Here is an 18,602-nt window from a genome sequence, read left to right on the forward strand (position 1 = left end):
GTTGTTACTCCATCATCTTCTCAATTGGCAACACCAGGATCGAACTGGCACCCAGCGCCTTCAGTTTTTCCATGGTCTCCCAGAACAGGGTTTCGCTGCTGACCATATGCATCGCCACGCGCTGCTGATCCCCGGCCAGCGGCAGAATGGTCGGACGTTCCGCTCCTGGCAGCAGGGCAATCACTTCATCAAGACGTTCGGTCGGCGCGTGCATCATGATGTATTTCGATTCACGGGCCTGGATCACCCCCTGAATACGGGTCAGGAGACGGTCAATCAGCTGCTGCTTGGCTTCCGGCATCTCGCCGTCGCGCTGGATCAGGCAGGCTTTGGAGCGGTAGATCACCTCAACTTCGCGCAGGCCGTTGGCTTCCAGGGTGGCACCGGTGGAGACCAGGTCGCAAATCGCGTCAGCCAGACCGGCACGCGGAGCCACTTCGACGGAGCCGTTCAGCAGGCAGGACTTGAACTGCACCCCTTTCTGATCGAGGTAACGCTTCAGCAGGTGAGGGTAGGAGGTGGCGATACGCTTGCCGTTCAGCCCGGCCGGGCCGTCCCAGGCTTCGTCAGCAGAGGTGGCCAGCGACAGGCGGCAGCCGCCAAAGTCGAGACGGCGCAGGGTGAAATAGCGCGGATCCTCGCCCTGCGCACGGCGGGTCAGGAGCTCTTCTTCCAGCACGTTTTCGCCAATGATGCCCAGATCCACCACGCCGTCCATCACCAGGCCCGGAATGTCGTCGTCACGCACGCGCAGAATATCAATCGGCATGTTCTCTGCCAGCGCGATCAGGCGCTGCGTGTGCAGGTTAATTTTAATGCCGCAGCGGGCCAGCAGCTCGCGGGAATCATCGCTAAGACGACCTGATTTCTGCATAGCTATGCGTAAACGTGAATTATCTAACATTGTCGGTTCCTCATGATCCTGTTGTAACTTGCCTGAACACGGTCCAAAAAAAAGCCCCCGGAAGGTGATCTTCCGGGGGCTTTTTCTTGCGTTCATGCACCGCTGGAAGATCTAACTGTCTTCCAGCACACATCGCCTGAAAGACTAGTCAGGATGATGGTGATGATGGTGGTGTTTAAATTGAACGCGTGTCATAAAATTCTCGATGAATGCTTATTCATGTGATGTCGTTTAACCTAAACCACTTGCGCTACATAAAGCAAGGGCTTTTTTTTATCATTAAATGATTTCATATTGGCGCTATCAATTGTCAGTTGCCCATGGCTGGCGTAGCCTTAAAGCAGAGGCGTAAAAGTCAGGAGAAAACGCATGAAAAAGGTCGCCATTGTTGGTCTGGGATGGCTTGGAATGCCGCTGGCCATGTCGCTACTGGCGCGGGGCTGGGAGGTCACCGGCAGTAAAACCACAGCGGATGGGGTAGAGGCGGCGCGGATGTGCGGCATTGAAAGCGTTCAGTTGCGCCTGGAGCCAGAGCTGGTGTGCGACACCGACGATCTGGATACGCTGATGAGTGATGTGGATGCGCTGGTGATCACGCTGCCGGCGCGACGCACCGGGCCGGGCGAGACGTATTATCTGCAGGCGGTACAGGAAATTGTCGACAGCGCCCTCGCGCACCATATTCCCCGCATTATTTTCACCAGTTCCACCTCGGTATATGGCGATGTCGAAGGGGCCGTGAAAGAGAATATGCCGCGCCAGCCGGTGACGGCCAGCGGACGGGTATTAAAAGAGCTGGAAGACTGGCTGCATAATTTACCCGGCACCCAGGTGGATATATTACGCCTCGCGGGGCTGGTGGGGCCCGGTCGTCATCCCGGACGTTTTTTTGCCGGAAAATCAGCGCCTGACGGACAACATGGCGTCAATCTGGTGCATCTTGAAGACGTGATCGGCGCAATTACCCTGTTATTACAGGCTCCAAAGGGCGGGCACATCTATAATATATGTGCGCCCTCTCATCCAACACGCAGTACATTCTACCCGGTGATGGCGCGTCAGCTTGGCCTGGCGCCACCGCACTTCCACGACGCCCCTGGAGAGGGGAAGGGCAAATTGATTGATGGGAACCGCATCTGTCATGAACTGGGATTTGAGTATCTCTTTCCCGATCCGCTGGTTATGCCTATGGAGTAATGCCGCTGGCGGAGCGTAAGCGCACCACAAGGGGGTGAGCATGAAACCGCTGCTGGATGTCCTTATTATCCTTGATGCACTGGAAAAGGAGGGGAGCTTTGCTGCGGCCTCGGCGAAGCTCTTTAAAACCCCCTCAGCGCTCAGCTACACCGTTCACAAGCTCGAAAGCGATCTTAATATTCAGATCCTCGACCGCTCCGGCCACCGGGCGCGCTTTACCCGCACCGGGCAGATGCTGCTGGAGAAAGGCCGGGACGTGTTGCATACGGTACGCGAGCTGGAAAAGCAGGCCGTCAAACTGCACCAGGGCTGGGAAAACGAGCTTATTATCGGGGTGGATGACACCTTTCCATTTTCCCTGCTGGCGCCGCTTATCGAGGCCTTTTACGAGCGGCACAGCGTAACCCGTCTTAAGTTTATCAATGGCGTGCTGGCCGGATCCTGGGAGTCGCTGGTCCAGGGGCGGGCGGATATCGTCGTCGGCGCGCTGCACGAGCCGCCTCAGCTTAGCGATTTTGGCTTTGCCTGTCTCGGGCAACTGGAGCAGGTGTTCGTCATCGCGCCACACCATCCGCTGGCTCAGGAGCCGGAGCCGGTGAACCGCCGGACGATCAAAAATTATCGCGCGATTGTGGTAGGGGACAGCTCCTTACCCGGCTGTGCGGCCTCTTCCCAGCTGCTGGACGATCAGGAGGCCATCACCGTATTCGATTTTAAAACCAAGCTGGAACTGCAAATTAGCGGCTTAGGCTGTGGCTATCTGCCGCGTTATTTAGCCCAGCGTTTTATCGAAAGCGGTGCGCTGGTCGAAAAACAGGTGATTGCGCAATCCAGTTATGATTCCGTATGGATAGGCTGGAATGAGCAGACTGCCGGGCTTGCCAGTGCATGGTGGCGACAAGAAATTTTAGCAAATAGTGCTATCGCTGCCGTTTATGCGCAGGGCATCGCTGAGAAATCAGCTGAATGAATAAAAATTTAACTTTAGGATGCCTTTCGATCTCTTGCATTTTTACTATCATTTAGGGAAAATGCGCCGCAGCAAACATGGAATAATCGACGATATAAAAGGCGTCGATTATTTTTTTTTGCATGTAAGAAAACCATTAAATCCAAGAGGCCGGGCTTCGTACCGGATAGATATTTACTAAAATCCGACAGTTGTTGTCGCTGAGGAAGAAAGAAATGGGGCAATCATTCGCTTACGTGGCGGTATTCACCGTAAAGGAGAATAACTATGTCGCATAACGCAACTCCAAAAACCTCTCGCGTGGAATTACGTAAAACGCTTACGTTGATTCCGGTTGTAATGATGGGCCTTGCCTATATGCAGCCGATGACGCTGTTCGATACATTTGGTATCGTTTCAGGCCTCACTGACGGTCACGTTGCAACGGCGTATGCCTTTGCGCTGATCGCGATCCTCTTTACCGCGCTGAGCTACGGCAAGCTGGTTCGCCGCTTCCCGTCCGCAGGCTCTGCGTACACCTATGCTCAGAAGTCCATTAGCCCGGCTGTCGGCTTTATGGTGGGCTGGTCATCCCTGCTGGACTATCTGTTCATGCCGATGATCAACATCCTTCTGGCAAAAATTTACTTCGAAGCGCTGGTGCCTTCCGTACCGTCGTGGATCTTCGTTGTGGCGCTGGTGGCCTTCATGACCATCTCTAACCTGCGCAGCATCAAGACCGTTGCCAACTTCAACACCCTGATTGTTATTCTGCAGATGGGTATTGTGGCGGTTATCGTCGGTCTGATCATTTACGGCGTTTCGCACGGTGAAGGCGCAGGTACGCTGACCAGCACCCGTCCGTTCTGGTCTGAAGGCGCGCACGTGGTGCCAATGATCACCGGTGCGACTATCCTGTGCTTCTCGTTCCTCGGCTTCGACGGCATCTCTTCTCTGTCTGAAGAGACCAAAGACGCTGAGCGGGTGATCCCGCGCGCTATTTTCCTGACGGCGTTGATTGGCGGCATTATCTTTATCGGTGCCTCTTACTTCCTGCAGCTGTACTTCCCGGATATCTCTCGCTTTAAAGATCCGGATGCGTCACAGCCAGAAATCATGCTGTATGTTGCCGGTAAAACCTTCCAGTGGGGCGTGCTGATCTTCTCCAGCGTTACCGTTCTGGCATCCGGTATGGCGGCGCACGCCGGCGTTTCCCGTCTGATGTACGTGATGGGCCGTGATGGCGTGTTCCCGACTCGCTTCTTCGGTTATGTTCATCCGAAATGGCGTACCCCGGCATGGAACGTGCTGCTGGTGGGTGCCATTGCGCTGATGGCGATTAAGTTTGACCTGGTTACCGCGACAGCCCTGATCAACTTCGGTGCGCTGGTTGCCTTTACCTTTGTTAACCTTTCCGTGATCTCTCAGTTCTGGATCCGTGAGAAGCGCAACAAAACGCTGAAAGACCACTTCAACTACCTGCTGCTGCCGGTATGTGGTGCGCTGACTGTTGGTGCGCTGTGGATCAACCTGGAAGAGAGCTCCATGGTTCTGGGTCTGATCTGGGGTGGTATCGGCCTGATTTACCTGGCGTGCGTAACCAAAAGCTTCCGCAACCCGGTTCCTCAGTACGAAGACGTAGTCTAATAAATATGTTGGTCCGGCAAGCATAGCGCTGCCGGGCAAAGCAAAAAAAAGCCGGAGACATCGCCTCCGGCTTTTTTATTTTTTCAAATCACACAATTGCCTGTGCATACTGATACAGCGCCTTCAACAGCGCCTGCTTTTCCGCATTCCCTTCATACTCACCGTAGAGCATCTCCAGCTCCTGGGCGTAAGCCTGCAAATACTCAGGGGTAAACACGTTGCGGCGATGCTGCAGCCACCGTTCCTGCTCGGCTTCATCCAGCGTGCCGGGGAAATTACGCGCCCGGTAGTTAAAGATCAGCTTGTTGATGCGCTGGTCGGCAAAGGTGATATCCAGCGCGGGCAGATTGCGGGGATCGGTCTGCAACACGATATTCATGGCGGAGCGATCGGCGTCGCTGAAAAAGCCGTTATAGAGCTGGGCATCGACGTTCTCTGACGGGACGAACGGCTCTGCTTCGGCAAATATCGCCACGACTTTTTCGCGCACCTGCGGGTTTTCCCGCAGCCGTTTCAGGTTGTCCAGGCAGTGCTGACGGTCAATTCCCAGCCGTTCGGCATCCTCCGGGCGCAGGGTGTTGGCGGGGGCCAGCACCGGGCATTTGTTGATATGCACCAGCTTCACCGGCACGGCGGCCTCGTCACCCAGTTCGCTTTTGGGGGTGTACAGTCGTTCGCGCAGGCTGTCGCTGTCCAGGGTCAGCAGGGGAGTAATATCCCCGGCCAGATCCACCATAATCACCGCGTTGCGGTTTTCCGGGTGCCAGGCCAGCGGAGCCACCCAGCTGGTATTCCCGCGCCAGGCACCGAACATCCCGGAGATGTGCATCAGCGGCTTCATCTGCGGCACGTCAATCAGGGTGGTGAGTTTCTGCTTGCTGCGATGGCTCAGCAGGTACTCGAACAGCTTCGGCTGCCGGGTCTTGACCAGCTTTGCCATGGCGATGGTGGCATAGACATCCGCCATCGCATCATGGGCGTTGCTGTGTTCAATGCCGTTCGCGCGGGTCAGATGTTCAAGGCGGAAGCTGGGGAGCCCATCTTCGTTGTCGGGCCAGTTGATCCCTTCAGGGCGCAGGGCATAGCAGGCGCGCATCACATCCAGCAGATCCCAGCGCGAGTTCTTGTTTTGCCAGCTCCAGGCATAGGGATCGTAGAAGTTGCGGTAAAAAATATGCCGGGTCACTTCGTCATCGAAGCGCACGTTGTTATAGCCCACCACGCAGGTGTTGGGCACGGTAAACAGGTCATGAATGCGACGGGCAAACTCCGCTTCATTTACCCCTTTCTCAAGGGCTTCCTGCGGAGTGATGCCGGTGACCATTACCGCGCCGGGCTGGGGCAAATAGTCATCGGCGGGCTTGCAATAAAACACCTCCGGCTCGCCGATAATATTGAAATCGGCATCGGTGCGGATCGCGGCGAACTGGGCAGGGCGATCCAGCGAGGGGCTGGTGCCAAAGGTTTCGTAGTCGTGGAATAAAAATGTAGGCAGCGCGGCGGAGTCAGACACCAGTAATACCATCCTGTTTATGAGTGACACCCCTATGGTAAACCATCCAGCCTGGCACGCCGAAGGAAAAGCGCCCCCGGCCTGCAAATTTGCGAGTCATCTTCCAGGAAAAACCTGCGTGCTGTCACATTTTTTTGCAATTATTCCAGGTATCCAGCGGAAAAGTTCCGTAAAAAGGGCAACGATTTTAAATGACCTGAGGATATACCGTTGAAACGCCGTCTGTTTATTGCTGTTTCTTTACTCACTTTGAGCATTTCTTCCGCGCTGGCTGCCGATCCGATTAACTATGCGCCGCAGCCGCCAGCCGTCCAGGCAGGCTCCTGGGTGCTGATGGATTACACGACGGGGCAGATTTTAACGGCGGGCAATGAACACGTGCAGCGCAATCCGGCCAGCCTGACCAAGCTGATGACCGGCTATGTAGTGGATCGCGCCATCGACAGCCATCGCATCACCCCGGACGATATGGTCACGGTCGGGCAGGATGCCTGGGCCAAAGGCAATCCGGTTTTTGACGGCTCCTCGCTGATGTTCCTGAAGGCGGGTGAGCAGGTTTCGGTACGCGACCTCAGCCGCGGCCTGATTGTCGACTCCGGCAACGACGCCTGTGTGGCGCTGGCCGATTACGTAGCGGGCGGGCAGCCGCAGTTCGTCACTATGATGAATGACTACGTTAAAAAGCTGAATCTGCGCGATACCCATTTTGAAACGGTGCACGGTCTGGACGCCCCGGGCCAGCACAGCTCGGCGTATGACCTGGCGGTGCTTTCACGGGCCATCATCCACGGTGAGCCGGCGTTTTATCACATGTACAGCGAGAAGAGCCTGACCTGGAACGGCATCACCCAGCAGAACCGTAACGGCCTGCTGTGGGATAAATCCCTCAGCGTCGATGGTCTGAAAACCGGGCACACTTCCGGGGCCGGTTTTAACCTTATTGCCTCGGCCGTGGACGGTCAGCGCCGCCTGATTGCCGTTATCATGGGTGCCGACAGTCCAAAAGGCCGCGAGGATCAGGCGCGCAAGCTCCTGCACTGGGGACAGCAGAACTTCGATACCGTGCAGATCCTGCGTAACGGTAAGCAGGTCGGCATCGAACGCATCTGGTACGGCGATAAAGAGCAGATTTCGCTGGGGACCGATCAGGACTTCTGGCTGGCGCTGCCGAAAGCGGAGCTGCCGAACATCAAAGCTAAATATGTACTGGATAAAAAAGAGCTGGAAGCACCGATTGCCGCGCATCAGCGGGTCGGGGAGATTGAGCTTTACGATCGCGATAAGGTGGTCGCCCACTGGCCACTGGTGACGCTGGAAAGCGTCGGGAAAGGCGGGATGTTCTCACGCCTGAGCGACTATCTGCATCACAAAGCCTGACGGTGAGATGAGCAGGCTGGCCACTGTGCGAGCCTGCTCGCATAATAGACAGATCGTCATTGTTAAACCGCTTTTCTCTGCATTATAGTGTATGTATATACAGTAACCAATCGGAGGCAGCATGGACTACAGCATCAAGCACCAGAATAAACGCAAAATCGCCGGTTTTCATATGGTTGGCCCCTGGGAGCAAACGGTTAAGCAGGGCTTTGAGCAGCTGGTGATGTGGGTGGATGGCAAGCACATTCAGCCGCTGGAGTGGGTGGCGGTCTATTATGATAATCCTGATGAAGTCCCGGCTGAAAAGTTACGCTGCGATACGGTTGTCACCGTACCGGACGATTTTGTCATCCCCGCCAACAGCGAAGGGGTGATCCTCACCGAAGTGGCCGAAGGTGAGTACGCGGTCGCCACTGCCCGCGTTGAGAACCATGATTTCGCCACGCCGTGGAACCTGTTTTTCGACAGCCTGCTCGAAGATGTAGATCGTCAGATCGCGCCGAAACCCTGCTTCGAACGTTATCTGAATAATGGTAACGCCGATGGTTACTGGGATATCGAGATGTTTATTCCGGTACAAAACCGGGTCGCGTAACGCCACAGGTATGCTCACTCTTCACAGGGTTTTTCTGCCGGGTGCCACCACACCGGCAGAAAACACAGTACAATCAGGGTTTGCCGTAATGCTGGAGAGCCTGTGCGCCCCGACAAAACTCTGACGCCTTTTGAAATTCGACTGTATCGCCATTACCGCACCGTACATGGCTGCCGTATCGCGCTGGCGTTTATCCTCACCTTTTTGCTGGTGCGTCTGCTGGACGTGCCGGAAGGCACATGGCCACTGATTACCCTGGTGGTGATCATGGGGCCCATCTCCTTCTGGGGCAACGTGGTGCCGCGCGCCTTTGAGCGTATTGGCGGCACTATTCTGGGTTCGGCGCTGGGGCTGATTGCCCTCAAGCTGGAGCTTATCTCCCTGCCGCTGATGCTGCTGTGGTGCGCGGCGGCGATGTTCCTCTGCGGCTGGCTGGCGCTGGGCAAACGGCCCTATCAGGCGTTGCTTATTGGCATCACCCTGGCGGTGGTGATCGGTGCGCCGACCGGGGATATGCACACCGCGCTGTGGCGAAGCGGCGACGTGATCCTCGGTTCCCTGCTGGCGATGCTGTTTACCGGTATCTGGCCGCAGCGGGCGTTTCTGCACTGGCGCATCCAGATGGCGAACTACGTCACTGCCTTTAACCGGGTCTATCAGGCGGGCTTTTCCCCTAACCTGGTGGAGCGTCCGCGCCTGGAAAAACACCTGCAAACCATCCTTAACGACGTCGTCAAAATGCGCGGCCTGATCACTCCGGCCAGCAAAGAGACCCATATCCAGAAAGCCATCTTCGAAGCCATTCAGACCGTCAGCCGCAACCTGGTCTGCATGCTGGAGCTGCAAATCAACGCCCACTGGGCTTCCCGGGCCAGCCATTTTGTGATGCTGAACGCCCGGACCTTAAAAGAGACCCAGCAGATGACGCAGCAGACGCTGCTCACCATCGCCCATGCGCTTTACGAAGGTAATCCGCAGCCCATTCTGGCAAATACCGAGCGGCTGAATGAAATTGTTGCCGAGCTGCGCCAGTTGATTAACGATCGAACCAGCGAAAACGTGGCGGAAACGCCCATTCATGGCTATGTATGGTTGAGCATGGAACTTGCGCGGCAGCTGGAGCTGTTGTCACATCTTATCTGCCGGGCATTGCGCAAATAAAAAGCGGCTATGCGCGGTTGTGTTGCCTGCTGCTTCGATTCAGCAGAAATTGAGGTTATGATAGGGACAAAGGAAAAATTATTGTCATCAGCAATCGCTGTCAGTAAGGTTAACGGCATCGCGGTTGTTTAAACGAATCCGAATCTCACATTATCAGGGGTGTAAAAATGGAAACTACCAAGCCTTCTTTCCAGGATGTTCTGGAATTCGTCCGCCTGTTCCGCCGCAAGAACAAACTGCAACGTGAAATCCAGGACGTTGAGAAGAAGATCCGTGACAACCAGAAGCGTGTCCTGCTGCTGGACAACCTGAGCGATTACATCAAACCTGGCATGAGCGTTGAAGCCATCCAGGGCATCATCGCCAGCATGAAAAGTGACTATGAAGACCGCGTCGACGACTACATCATCAAGAATGCTGAGATCTCTAAAGAACGCCGTGAAATCTCGAAAAAGCTGAAAGTGATGGGTGAAATGAAGCACGCCGAAGCTAAAGGCGAATAATCGCCGCTGAATCAAAAAAGGCCCTCTGATGACAGAGGGCCTTTTTGTTGCTGTTGCTGATTCACAAAAGCAAAAAGCCTGCTCGAAAGCAGGCTTCTTAAATGTGGCTCCTCTGACTGGACTCGAACCAGTGACATACGGATTAACAGTCCGCCGTTCTACCGACTGAACTACAGAGGAATCGTTGTGGAGCGTTATCTTAGCGGCGAAAAAACTTTTGTCAAACCTGATCTTACCCGATTTCGATCAACTGCTGATTCCGTCGTCAGTTTGACGTAATTACCAACATATTTTTGTGGGAAATACTTTGCAGGATCTGCATTTCTCCCTCATCATTTGAAATGGAGTTTCAACTTTTCTCGCTAAGGTCCATTTTGAACGTCACCTCCGCTTTACGCCAGGCCGTGATGCGCACCCCCTGGTATACCAAACGTAAGAGCTACAAGGTTCTCTTCTGGCGCGAAATCACCCCCCTTGCCGTGCCTATCTTTCTGGAAAACACCTGCGTCCTGCTGATGGGCGTGCTCAGCACCTTCCTGGTCAGCTGGCTCGGTAAAGAGGCGATGGCGGGCGTCGGGCTGGCCGACAGCTTCAACATGGTGATCATTTCATTCTTTGCGGCCATCGATCTCGGAACCACGGTGGTGGTGGCCTTTAGCCTCGGGAAACGCGATCCCCGACGGGCGAGGGCTGCCGCCCGCCAGTCGCTGGTGATCATGACCCTGTTCTCCATCGTGCTGGCGGCGGTGATCCACTATTTCGGTGAACAGATTATCGATGTGGTAGCCGGCGAGGCGACCGGTGAGGTGAAAGCCCTGGCGCTATCGTATCTCGAAATGACGGTCCTCAGCTATCCGGCTGCGGCAATTGCGCTGATTGGCAGCGGGGCGCTGCGCGGGGCAGGGAACACCAAAATTCCGCTACTGATTAACGGCGGGATGAACATCCTCAATATTATGATCAGCAGCGTGCTGATTTACGGCATCTTCTCCTGGGACGGGCTCGGCTTTGTCGGGGCGGGTCTCGGGCTGACTATTTCGCGCTATATCGGTGCCATCGCCATTATCGTAGTGCTCGCGGTTGGTTTTAACCCGTCGCTGCGTATCAGCCTCAAGAGCTATTTCAAGCCGCTCAACTTCGCCATTATCTGGGAAGTAATGGGCATCGGCGTGCCTGCCAGCATTGAGTCCGTGCTGTTCAACGGCGGTAAACTCCTGACCCAGATGTTTGTGGCCGGTATGGGCACCGACGTGATTGCCGGGAACTTTATCGCCTTTTCCGTCGCGGCGTTGATCAACCTGCCGGGTAACGCCCTCGGGTCCGCTTCCACCATTATCACCGGTAAACGGCTCGGTAAGGGGCAGATCGGCCAGGCGGAGCGCCAGTTGCGCCACGTATTCTGGCTCTCGACGATTGGCCTGACCGCCATCGCCTGGGGGACTGCCCCCTTCGCCGGGCTACTGGCGTCGTTCTATACCCATGAGCAGGACGTTAAGGACGTCGTCGTGATCCTTCTCTGGCTGAACGCCGCCTTTATGCCTATCTGGGCCGCCTCGTGGGTCTTGCCTGCCGGACTGAAAGGGGCGCGCGATGCCCGATTTGCGATGTGGGTCTCGATGCTCGGGATGTGGGGCTGCCGTGTCGTCGCGGGTTATACCCTGGGGATCATGCTGGGTATGGGCGTGGTCGGGGTCTGGCTGGGGATGTTCCTCGACTGGGCGGTACGCGGGGCGCTGTTCTACTGGCGCATGGTCAGCGGACGCTGGCTGAAGAAATATCCGCGACCACAGCGCGATAATGTGGCGGTTGTTACCCCGGAACGGGTAGCAAATGTGCAAACTGGGGAATAAATCGGCAAACGATGCAAAATCTGCATTCTGCCTTTGACAACGCCAGGTGGCATCGCTAATATTCGCCCCGTTCACACGATTCCTCTGTAGTTCAGTCGGTAGAACGGCGGACTGTTAATCCGTATGTCACTGGTTCGAGTCCAGTCAGAGGAGCCATATTTAAGAAGCCCGCTTAAGGAAACTTAAGCGGGCTTTTTGCTTTTGTACATTTATCCTCTCCCGGTGGGAGAGGATGAACCCAGACTACCTGCGCACCGCTGCTGTCGCCGCCTCCAGCCACGCACGTGCCTCGCTGTTAACGTGCGGCGAGAGCGTCTCGCGTACCTGCTGGTGATACGCATCCAGCCACTGGATCTCTTTTTCGCTCAGCAGATGCAGCTCCACCTGGCTCAGGTCGATGGGTGCCAGAGTCAGAGACGCGAAGCGGCAGAAGCCCGGCTGGCTCTCCACAATCTCCACCTGATTTTCAATGCGGATCCCATACTCATCCGCCAGGTAATAGCCCGGCTCGATGGTGATGATATTGCCTGCTACCAGCGGCCACGGGTTGACCTTCTTCGCAATCCGCTGCGGATTCTCATGGATCAGCAGTTGATGGCCCACGCCGTGTCCGGTGCCATGATCAAAATCGAGCCCCAGCTCCCACAGCCCACGCCGCGCAAAGGCATCAATCTGATGTCCGCAGGTGCCGGACGGGAACTGCAGGGAGATGAGCGATAAAAAGCCTTTCAGTACCGCGGTATAGTGCAGACGACACTGGGCGCTCAGCGGGCCGAAGGCCAGGGTGCGCGTGGCATCGGTAGTGCCGTTATGATACTGACCGCCGGAATCGTTCAGATAAAAATGGCCGCGGGTAATGGCTGCATTAGTCTGCTCGCTGGCGTGGTAATGGCACATCGCCGCATTGCTGGCGGAAGCGGAAATGGTGGCAAAACTCTGCTCGATAAAGCCTGGTCTCTGCTGGCGGAACACCAGCTGCTGCGCCTGGGCTTCCAGCTCGGTAAGTGGATTACCCGCGGCCTCGCGGCGGGGGACCTCGTGCGCCAGCCAGGCCAGGAAGTTGACCCAGGCCACGCCATCCTGCTGGTGGCTGTCCCGGTAGCCCGCCAGCTCGACCGGGTTTTTATGGGCTTTCATGTTGGTGATGGGATCAGCGTGCCAGAGGATCTCCCCCTGAGGCTCAACGGCAAAGCGCAGGGCGACAGGGGCTGAATCGGCATCCACCATCACCCGTTTACCCGCGCACAGCTGCTGGCTGCGCGGTAAAAACCCGCTTTCCGGGGCCAGCGTCAGGCTCTCCAGCAGGGATGCAGAGAGCCCGGCGGTTTTCTCAGGCGTAACAAACCACTCCACCGCGCCGTCGCGGCTCAGCAGGGCAAACGAGTTCGGCACCGGGCTCATCGGAATATCGCTCCCGCGCACGTTCAGCAGCCAGGCAATGTTGTCTGGCTGGGTGATAGCCAGGTAATCGGCATTTTGCCCGGCGAGAATGGCGGCGACGCGCTGGCGCTTGTCGGCGCTGCTTTCGCCGCTGATGGCAACCGGCATCTCTCGGATCGCGCCCACGGGCGGAGCCGGGCGATCCTGCCACAGGCTGTCGAACGGGGAATCCTGCAGGGCGATGAATTTACAATGGCTGGCGTTCAGCGCCTCGTACTGGGCGTTGGTCATCAGCAGGGCTTCAAAGGCAATCCGGGTGCCAGTACCGACATGCCGATCCAGCCATTCCGGCAGCGGATCGTTGTGCAGATGCAGGATCTCAACTTCTGCCAGATCGACCTGTTCGCGGGCCTGCACCTGATAGCGTCCGTCGACAAACAGCAGGGCGCGATCGCGCAGGATCAGGGCGTGACCCGCCGAGCCGTCAAAGCCGGTCAGCCAGGCGAGCACGTCGTCATGGGGGTGGCAATATTCGCTCTGAAAGGCATCGGTACGCGGAACGATGATGCCGTCCAGCGCCTGGGTTTCCAGCCACTGGCGCAGGGCAGAGAGCGGGGATATGGTTTGCATAACTTTCCTTTTTTATGATTAGCGGAACGGCGGCTCGTTGAAGGTACGCAGTTTGCGCGAGTGCAACTTATCCCCCTCGGCCCGCAGCAGGTCGATGGCCCGAATGCCAATTTGCAGATGCTCGGAGATCGCCCCCTCGTAAAAACGGTTCGCCTGGCCGGGGAGCTTAATTTCACCGTGCAACGGCTTATCGGAGACGCACAGCAGGGTGCCGTAAGGCACGCGGAAGCGGTAACCCTGGGCGGCGATGGTGGCGCTCTCCATATCGATAGCGACCGCGCGGCTTAAGTTAAAGCGCAGCGCCGAGGCCGAGTAGCGCAGCTCCCAGTTCCGGTCATCGGTAGTGACTACTGTCCCGGTGCGCAGGCGTTGTTTGACCTCTTCGCCCGGCATGCCGCTCACCTCTTTGGTGGCGTCGTACAGCGCCCGCTGCACTTCGGCAATGCTCGGGATCGGAATGTCCGGCGGCAGCACCGCATCCAGCACGTGATCGTCACGCAGGTAGGCGTGGGCCAGCACGTAATCACCAATCAACTGGCTTTCACGCAGCCCGCCGCAGTGGCCGATCATCAGCCAGACGTCCGGGCGCAGTACCGCCAGGTGATCGCAGATGGTTTTGGCGTTCGACGGGCCCACGCCGATGTTGATCAGGGTAATGCCCTGGCCGTCGGCGGTGACCAGGTGCCAGGCCGGCATCTGATGCTTCTTCCACGCCAGATCGGAGATGGCCTGTTCCGGGGCTTCGGTTTCGGCGGTGATCCAGATCCCCCCCGCGCAGGAGAGGGCGATGTACGGACTATCCGGATCGAGGATCTGGCTGCAACCCCAGCGCACAAACTCATCCACATAGCGGGTGTAGTTAGTGAACAGCACGAACGGCTGGAAATGTTCTGCCGGGGTGCCGGTGTAGTGCCGCAGGCGGGCCAGCGAGAAATCGACGCGACGGGCGTCAAAGTGCGACAGCGGTGAAAACTCCGCCGGATGATAGATCCCGTCGGCGGTCTCATCACCGATCTGCGACAGCTCGGTGGTGGGGAAGTGGCGCGTCAGGCCCGCGCTCATGGAGCGGTCGAGCGTCAGCTCGGAGCCGTCAATCACGTACGGATAGGGGATCTCATGGCGCGACGGCTCCACGTTGATGTGGGCGCCGTAATCCTGATACAGCAGCGTCAGCTGCTCTTCCAGATACGGGCGAAACAGCGCCGGGCGGGTCACGGTTGTGGAGTAGCATCCCGCATGGGTAAAGCGCGCATAGGCGCGGGTCTTCGGCGTATTGGTGGCGCTACCATCCCAGGTCACGGAAAGGGAAGGATAAACAAAGAGGCCATTCATTCTGGCCTCTGCATCGGGGAGCGTTCCGTCTTGTATATAGTCGCTGATGGCGCTGCGCAGGGCGTTGACCGCCTGGTCGTACAGCGCATCCAGCATATCCAGTGCCTGAGCCGGGGTCAGGCTGGAGCCCTTATTATTCATCTCTGTCTCCTTGTTCCACAGGTGTACGGCGTTCACCGATAGTATGTCACCTGGATGTGAAACAAAAGTATCAGGATGAAGGCTGTTTCATCAGCAACGCCGTGGCGGCAGAGAGCAGACATCCGGCCAGCAGATAGATCGCCACGCTGTGCCAGTCCCCGCCGGAGAAGGTCACCAGCGCGGCGGCAATAAAGGGCGTAAACCCGCCGCCGACCACGCTCGCCACCTGATAGCCGACGCCCGCGCCGCTGTAGCGGTAGCTTGCGCCAAACATCTCGGTGAACATCGGCTGCTGGACGCACACCACCATGTCATGGGCGATATTTGCCAGCAGGATGGCGAACACCACAATCCAGAATACCGACTGGGCTTCCAGGGCCATAAAGAACGGGAAAGTGCTCAGAGCGCCCGTGAGCGCGCCGGTGATATAGACCCGGCGGCGGCCAAAGCGGTCTGCCAGCCAGGCAAAGCAGGGGATGGTCAGGCAGCTGATACCGCCCACCAGCAGACCAATATTGAGAAACAGCTCGCGGGGCAGGCCGAGGTTCTGGGTGGAGTAGCTCAGGGCAAAGGCGGTGACGATATACATGGTCAGCAGTTCGCACAGGCGCAGGGCGATAATTTTCAAAAAGGCCCCCGGATGGCGGATCAATGCGTCCATCACCGGCAGACGGCGCTTCTCAGCGGGCTGCTGACGCTGCTGCTCGAACTCGGCGGACTCGTCCATCCCTTTACGCACCCACAGGGCGCCCAGCACCAGCACGATGCTGAACAGGAACGGGAGCCGCCATCCCCAGCTGAGGAACTGCTCGTCGGTGGTGAAGGTGCTGATCAGCGACACCAGCCCGGTAGAGAGCAGCAGGCCAACGCCATACCCCACCTGCACGCCGCTGCTGTAAAACGCCTTTTTTCGCGCCGGGGCGCTTTCTACTGAGAGCAGCGCCGCGCCGCCCCATTCGCCGCCGACGGCGAAGCCCTGAACGGCGCGCAGGGTAACCAGCAGCACCGGAGCCCACCAGCCAATTGCAGAAAACGAGGGCAGGATACCAATCAGCGCGGTAGCGATACCCATCATCCATACCGTCAGCATCAGCATCCGCTTGCGGCCCAGCTTGTCGCCAAAGTGGCCGAAGATCACCCCGCCGAGCGGGCGGAACAGAAAGCCGACGCCGAAGGTGGCAAAGGCGGCGAGGGTGCCCATCGCCGGACTAATCTGCGGGAAAAATTCGCGGTTAAAGACCAGCGCGGCGGTAATGCCGTACAGCAAAAAATCGTACCAGTCGACGACTGCCCCGGCAAAACTGCCGAGAGCCGCGCGGCGCGCGCGATTGAGCGATGGTGTGGCCCCGTCGGGGGACGAGGAAGCGAGGGTGGTGTCCATAGTGATCCTGTCTGACGTTATTTTCTTATAGGTATAGGAAAAAGATCGCTCACATTGCGGTCGCCTGAAAAAAGCGACGGGTATGAGACTACCCCGACAGCGGACAGCTGAAAACGTTTTTATCCCCGGGTGAGCTAAACGGGTAATATTTATCGACATGATGATTTGTTATCTGGCTATAAACGCAGCAGCAAGGCTATGCTTGTCAGATACGTGGAGCGACAGAGGAAGGGAATGATGCGTCGAAGTACGATTCTGGGCTGTTTTGCAGCTTTACTGGTCAGTCAGAGTGCGCTGGCGGTGAGCTATCCGTTGCCACCTGAAGGGAGTCGTCTGGTGGGGAGCCCGCAGGTCATCACCGTTCCGGCTGACAACAAATTGCCGCTGGAAGCCTTTGCCGCGCAGTACGGGCAGGGGTTGAGCAATATGCTGGAGGCTAACCCGGGGGCCGATCCGTTTTTACCCAAATCCGGCTCGCAGCTGGTGGTGCCCCAGCAGATCATTCTGCCGCCGACGGTGCGGGAGGGCATTGTGGTAAACGTGGCGGAAATGCGCCTTTACTACTATCCACCGGGCAGCAACACCGTGGAGATCTTCCCGATCGGCATAGGCGAAGCCGGGCGGGAAACGCCGCGTAACTGGGTAACCGCCGTCGAGCGCAAGCAGGACGGCCCGACCTGGTCACCAACGCCGAACACCCGTCGCGCCTACGCCAAAGAGGGCAAAACCCTGCCTGCCTTTGTTCCCGCCGGCCCGGATAACCCGATGGGGCTGTACGCTCTCTATATCGGCAGGCTGTACGCCATCCACGGTACCAATGCCAACTTTGGCATCGGACTGCGCGTCAGCCAGGGCTGTATTCGTCTGCGCAACGACGATATTAAGTACCTGTTTGACAACGTCCCGGTCGGGACGCGCGTGCAGCTCATCGATCAGCCGGTGAAAGTGACCAACGAGCCGGACGGCAGCCGTTGGGTGGAAGTCCACGAACCGCTGTCGCGTAATCGTGCGGAGTTTGAATCGACCAATAAAGTGCCGCTGCCGATGACGGCAGGATTACGCGCCCAGCTCAACGGATCGGATGTGGATGCCGTGCGGGTCAGCGGCGCGCTGGAGCGCCGCTCAGGAATGCCGGTAAATGTCAGCTTCGGGGGGCACAGTACGCCGCTGACGATGACGTCCGGCCAGTAAGCCAGGCCGTTAAAGCAAAGCCCGCTTAAGTCTCCTTAAGCGGGCTTTGGCGTTTTAAGCAGGTAAAGCCTTTATTTGCGTAAAATCAGGCTGCGTTTTCATTGTTGGCCTCGGCGAAAAGAGAAATACTTTCTTCAGTTAAATATCTGCTTATCAAAGCCACAGGTTTTTTATGCAACGTTTCAGGAATAACCTTTTGCCAGGTTTGCTGGCGTTATTTTGCGTATCGGCAGCCCACGCCGGCGTCAATATCGGCGGCACCCGCGTCATTTATGATGGCGGGAAAAAAGAAGCGGCAATCGACGTCTCAAATCCTGACAACGTTCCTTATCTTATTCAGTCATGGTTTGATAATCAGGACAACAGCAGCGCAAAAATTCCCTTTATTATTACGCCTCCGCTGTATCGCCTGGATCGCGGTCATGAGAATATAATGAGGATCGTTCGCACCGGGAAATTACCGGACAATAAAGAATCTATGTACTGGTTGAATATCAAAGCCATACCTGCAGCGGAGAAAAAGGCAAATTCGCTGCAGATTGCGGTGAAAACGCGCATTAAATTAATTTATCGCCCGGTTTCATTAAAAAGAGATGCTCCCGAGGATTTTGCTAAACAGCTGATATGGAAAATTTCTGCGCATCAGATTTCGGTCAGCAATCCGGGAAAATATTATATGAATTTTAATGAGATTACCGTCGCGGATAAAAAAGTGCCGGAACCGACCTATGTTGCACCGGGGGCGTCGGCATCATTTTCACTCCCGGCGGGCGTCAGCTCCGGACCGATCGCATTTAAACTCATTAATGACTTTGGTGGCGTCGGGCCGACCCATCACGCCGCTATTTAAA

Annotated in this window: 16 protein-coding genes, 2 tRNA genes, 1 pseudogene and 1 other annotated feature; of the genes and pseudogenes, 12 read left to right on the top strand and 7 right to left on the bottom strand. The window is 56.9% G+C overall.

Annotated features, from left to right (window positions below):
• Positions 1 to 4: 4 nt before the first annotated feature.
• Positions 5 to 904, bottom strand: coding sequence for an ATP phosphoribosyltransferase (gene hisG / locus WFO70_RS02240; protein ID WP_191152451.1), 900 nt, complete (start codon positions 902 to 904; stop codon positions 5 to 7).
• Between the two features lie 45 nt (positions 905 to 949).
• Positions 950 to 1,073 (bottom strand) — a sequence feature (His leader region).
• Positions 1,049 to 1,099 carry a his operon leader peptide gene (gene hisL / locus WFO70_RS02245; RefSeq protein ID WP_001364200.1) on the bottom strand — a complete coding sequence of 17 codons (51 nt, stop codon included), beginning with the start codon at positions 1,097 to 1,099 and terminating at the stop codon, positions 1,049 to 1,051. It overlaps the preceding feature by 25 nt.
• A 174-nt stretch (positions 1,100 to 1,273) precedes the next feature.
• Here hisL and WFO70_RS02250 point away from each other — a divergent pair, with 174 nt between their 5' ends.
• From WFO70_RS02250 to WFO70_RS02260, 4 genes and pseudogenes are all read left to right on the top strand, one after another.
• Complete coding sequence (locus WFO70_RS02250) at positions 1,274 to 2,101, top strand: SDR family oxidoreductase (protein WP_337014492.1); 828 nt, start codon at positions 1,274 to 1,276, stop codon at positions 2,099 to 2,101.
• A gap of 40 nt (positions 2,102 to 2,141) precedes the next feature.
• Positions 2,142 to 3,127: pseudogene (locus WFO70_RS02255) on the top strand (LysR family transcriptional regulator).
• 159 nt (positions 3,128 to 3,286) lie between these two features.
• The gene (gene yoeI / locus WFO70_RS22455; protein WP_138370007.1) at positions 3,287 to 3,349 is read left to right on the top strand and encodes a membrane protein YoeI; all 63 of its coding nucleotides are present in this window, start codon (positions 3,287 to 3,289) and stop codon (positions 3,347 to 3,349) included.
• On the top strand, positions 3,339 to 4,697 hold the full coding sequence (locus WFO70_RS02260) for an APC family permease (protein ID WP_337014493.1): 1,359 nt from the start codon (positions 3,339 to 3,341) through the stop codon (positions 4,695 to 4,697). The genes yoeI and WFO70_RS02260 overlap by 11 nt, the downstream gene beginning before the upstream one ends.
• 88 nt (positions 4,698 to 4,785) lie before the next feature.
• On the opposite strand, the gene sbcB is transcribed toward WFO70_RS02260, so the two are convergent.
• Positions 4,786 to 6,222 (bottom strand): exodeoxyribonuclease I, encoded by a 1,437-nt coding sequence (gene sbcB, locus WFO70_RS02265; RefSeq protein ID WP_337014494.1) that lies wholly within the window; start codon positions 6,220 to 6,222, stop codon positions 4,786 to 4,788.
• Between the two features lie 192 nt (positions 6,223 to 6,414).
• Here sbcB and dacD point away from each other — a divergent pair, with 192 nt between their 5' ends.
• The 4 genes from dacD to WFO70_RS02285 all read left to right on the top strand — a co-directional run bounded on the left by dacD (position 6,415) and on the right by WFO70_RS02285 (position 9,846).
• Positions 6,415 to 7,587: a serine-type D-Ala-D-Ala carboxypeptidase DacD gene (gene dacD / locus WFO70_RS02270; protein WP_337016567.1), complete on the top strand. Its 1,173-nt coding sequence runs from the start codon at positions 6,415 to 6,417 to the stop codon at positions 7,585 to 7,587.
• Positions 7,588 to 7,708: 121 nt separating this feature from the next.
• On the top strand, positions 7,709 to 8,182 hold the full coding sequence (gene sbmC, locus WFO70_RS02275; protein ID WP_337014495.1) for a DNA gyrase inhibitor SbmC: 474 nt from the start codon (positions 7,709 to 7,711) through the stop codon (positions 8,180 to 8,182).
• 102 nt (positions 8,183 to 8,284) lie between these two features.
• Positions 8,285 to 9,343 (top strand): FUSC family protein, encoded by a 1,059-nt coding sequence (locus WFO70_RS02280; RefSeq protein ID WP_337014496.1) that lies wholly within the window; start codon positions 8,285 to 8,287, stop codon positions 9,341 to 9,343.
• 167 nt (positions 9,344 to 9,510) lie between these two features.
• Positions 9,511 to 9,846 carry a DUF496 family protein gene (locus tag WFO70_RS02285; protein WP_103180181.1) on the top strand — a complete coding sequence of 112 codons (336 nt, stop codon included), beginning with the start codon at positions 9,511 to 9,513 and terminating at the stop codon, positions 9,844 to 9,846.
• A 104-nt stretch (positions 9,847 to 9,950) separates the two neighbouring features.
• On the opposite strand, the gene WFO70_RS02290 is transcribed toward WFO70_RS02285, so the two are convergent.
• Positions 9,951 to 10,026 (bottom strand) — tRNA-Asn (locus tag WFO70_RS02290).
• 161 nt (positions 10,027 to 10,187) lie between these two features.
• On the opposite strand from WFO70_RS02290, the gene WFO70_RS02295 reads away from it, so the two are divergent.
• On the top strand, positions 10,188 to 11,696 hold the full coding sequence (locus WFO70_RS02295) for an EmmdR/YeeO family multidrug/toxin efflux MATE transporter (protein ID WP_337014497.1): 1,509 nt from the start codon (positions 10,188 to 10,190) through the stop codon (positions 11,694 to 11,696).
• 80 nt (positions 11,697 to 11,776) lie between these two features.
• Positions 11,777 to 11,852: transfer RNA gene (locus tag WFO70_RS02300), tRNA-Asn, on the top strand.
• Positions 11,853 to 11,939: 87 nt separating this feature from the next.
• Here the strand turns inward: WFO70_RS02300 and WFO70_RS02305 are convergent.
• From WFO70_RS02305 to shiA, 3 genes are all read right to left on the bottom strand, one after another.
• Complete coding sequence (locus tag WFO70_RS02305) at positions 11,940 to 13,706, bottom strand: aminopeptidase P family protein (protein WP_337014498.1); 1,767 nt, start codon at positions 13,704 to 13,706, stop codon at positions 11,940 to 11,942.
• Between the two features lie 18 nt (positions 13,707 to 13,724).
• Positions 13,725 to 15,179 (bottom strand): AMP nucleosidase, encoded by a 1,455-nt coding sequence (locus WFO70_RS02310; RefSeq protein WP_337014499.1) that lies wholly within the window; start codon positions 15,177 to 15,179, stop codon positions 13,725 to 13,727.
• A gap of 70 nt (positions 15,180 to 15,249) precedes the next feature.
• Positions 15,250 to 16,560, bottom strand: a complete 1,311-nt coding sequence (gene shiA, locus WFO70_RS02315; RefSeq protein ID WP_337014500.1) for a shikimate transporter — start codon at positions 16,558 to 16,560, stop codon at positions 15,250 to 15,252.
• A 234-nt stretch (positions 16,561 to 16,794) separates the two neighbouring features.
• Here shiA and ldtA point away from each other — a divergent pair, with 234 nt between their 5' ends.
• Together ldtA and WFO70_RS02325 are read left to right on the top strand one after the other, a co-directional pair.
• A complete protein-coding gene (gene ldtA, locus WFO70_RS02320) occupies positions 16,795 to 17,751 on the top strand; it encodes a L,D-transpeptidase (protein ID WP_337014501.1) in 957 nt (318 codons plus the stop codon).
• Between the two features lie 172 nt (positions 17,752 to 17,923).
• Positions 17,924 to 18,601 (top strand): fimbrial biogenesis chaperone, encoded by a 678-nt coding sequence (locus tag WFO70_RS02325; protein ID WP_337014502.1) that lies wholly within the window; start codon positions 17,924 to 17,926, stop codon positions 18,599 to 18,601.
• The last annotated feature ends 1 nt before the right edge of the window (position 18,602 follow it).

It is taken from the genome of Leclercia sp. AS011 (assembly GCF_037152535.1).
In the GTDB taxonomy this organism is placed as follows: Bacteria; Pseudomonadota; Gammaproteobacteria; order Enterobacterales; family Enterobacteriaceae; genus Enterobacter.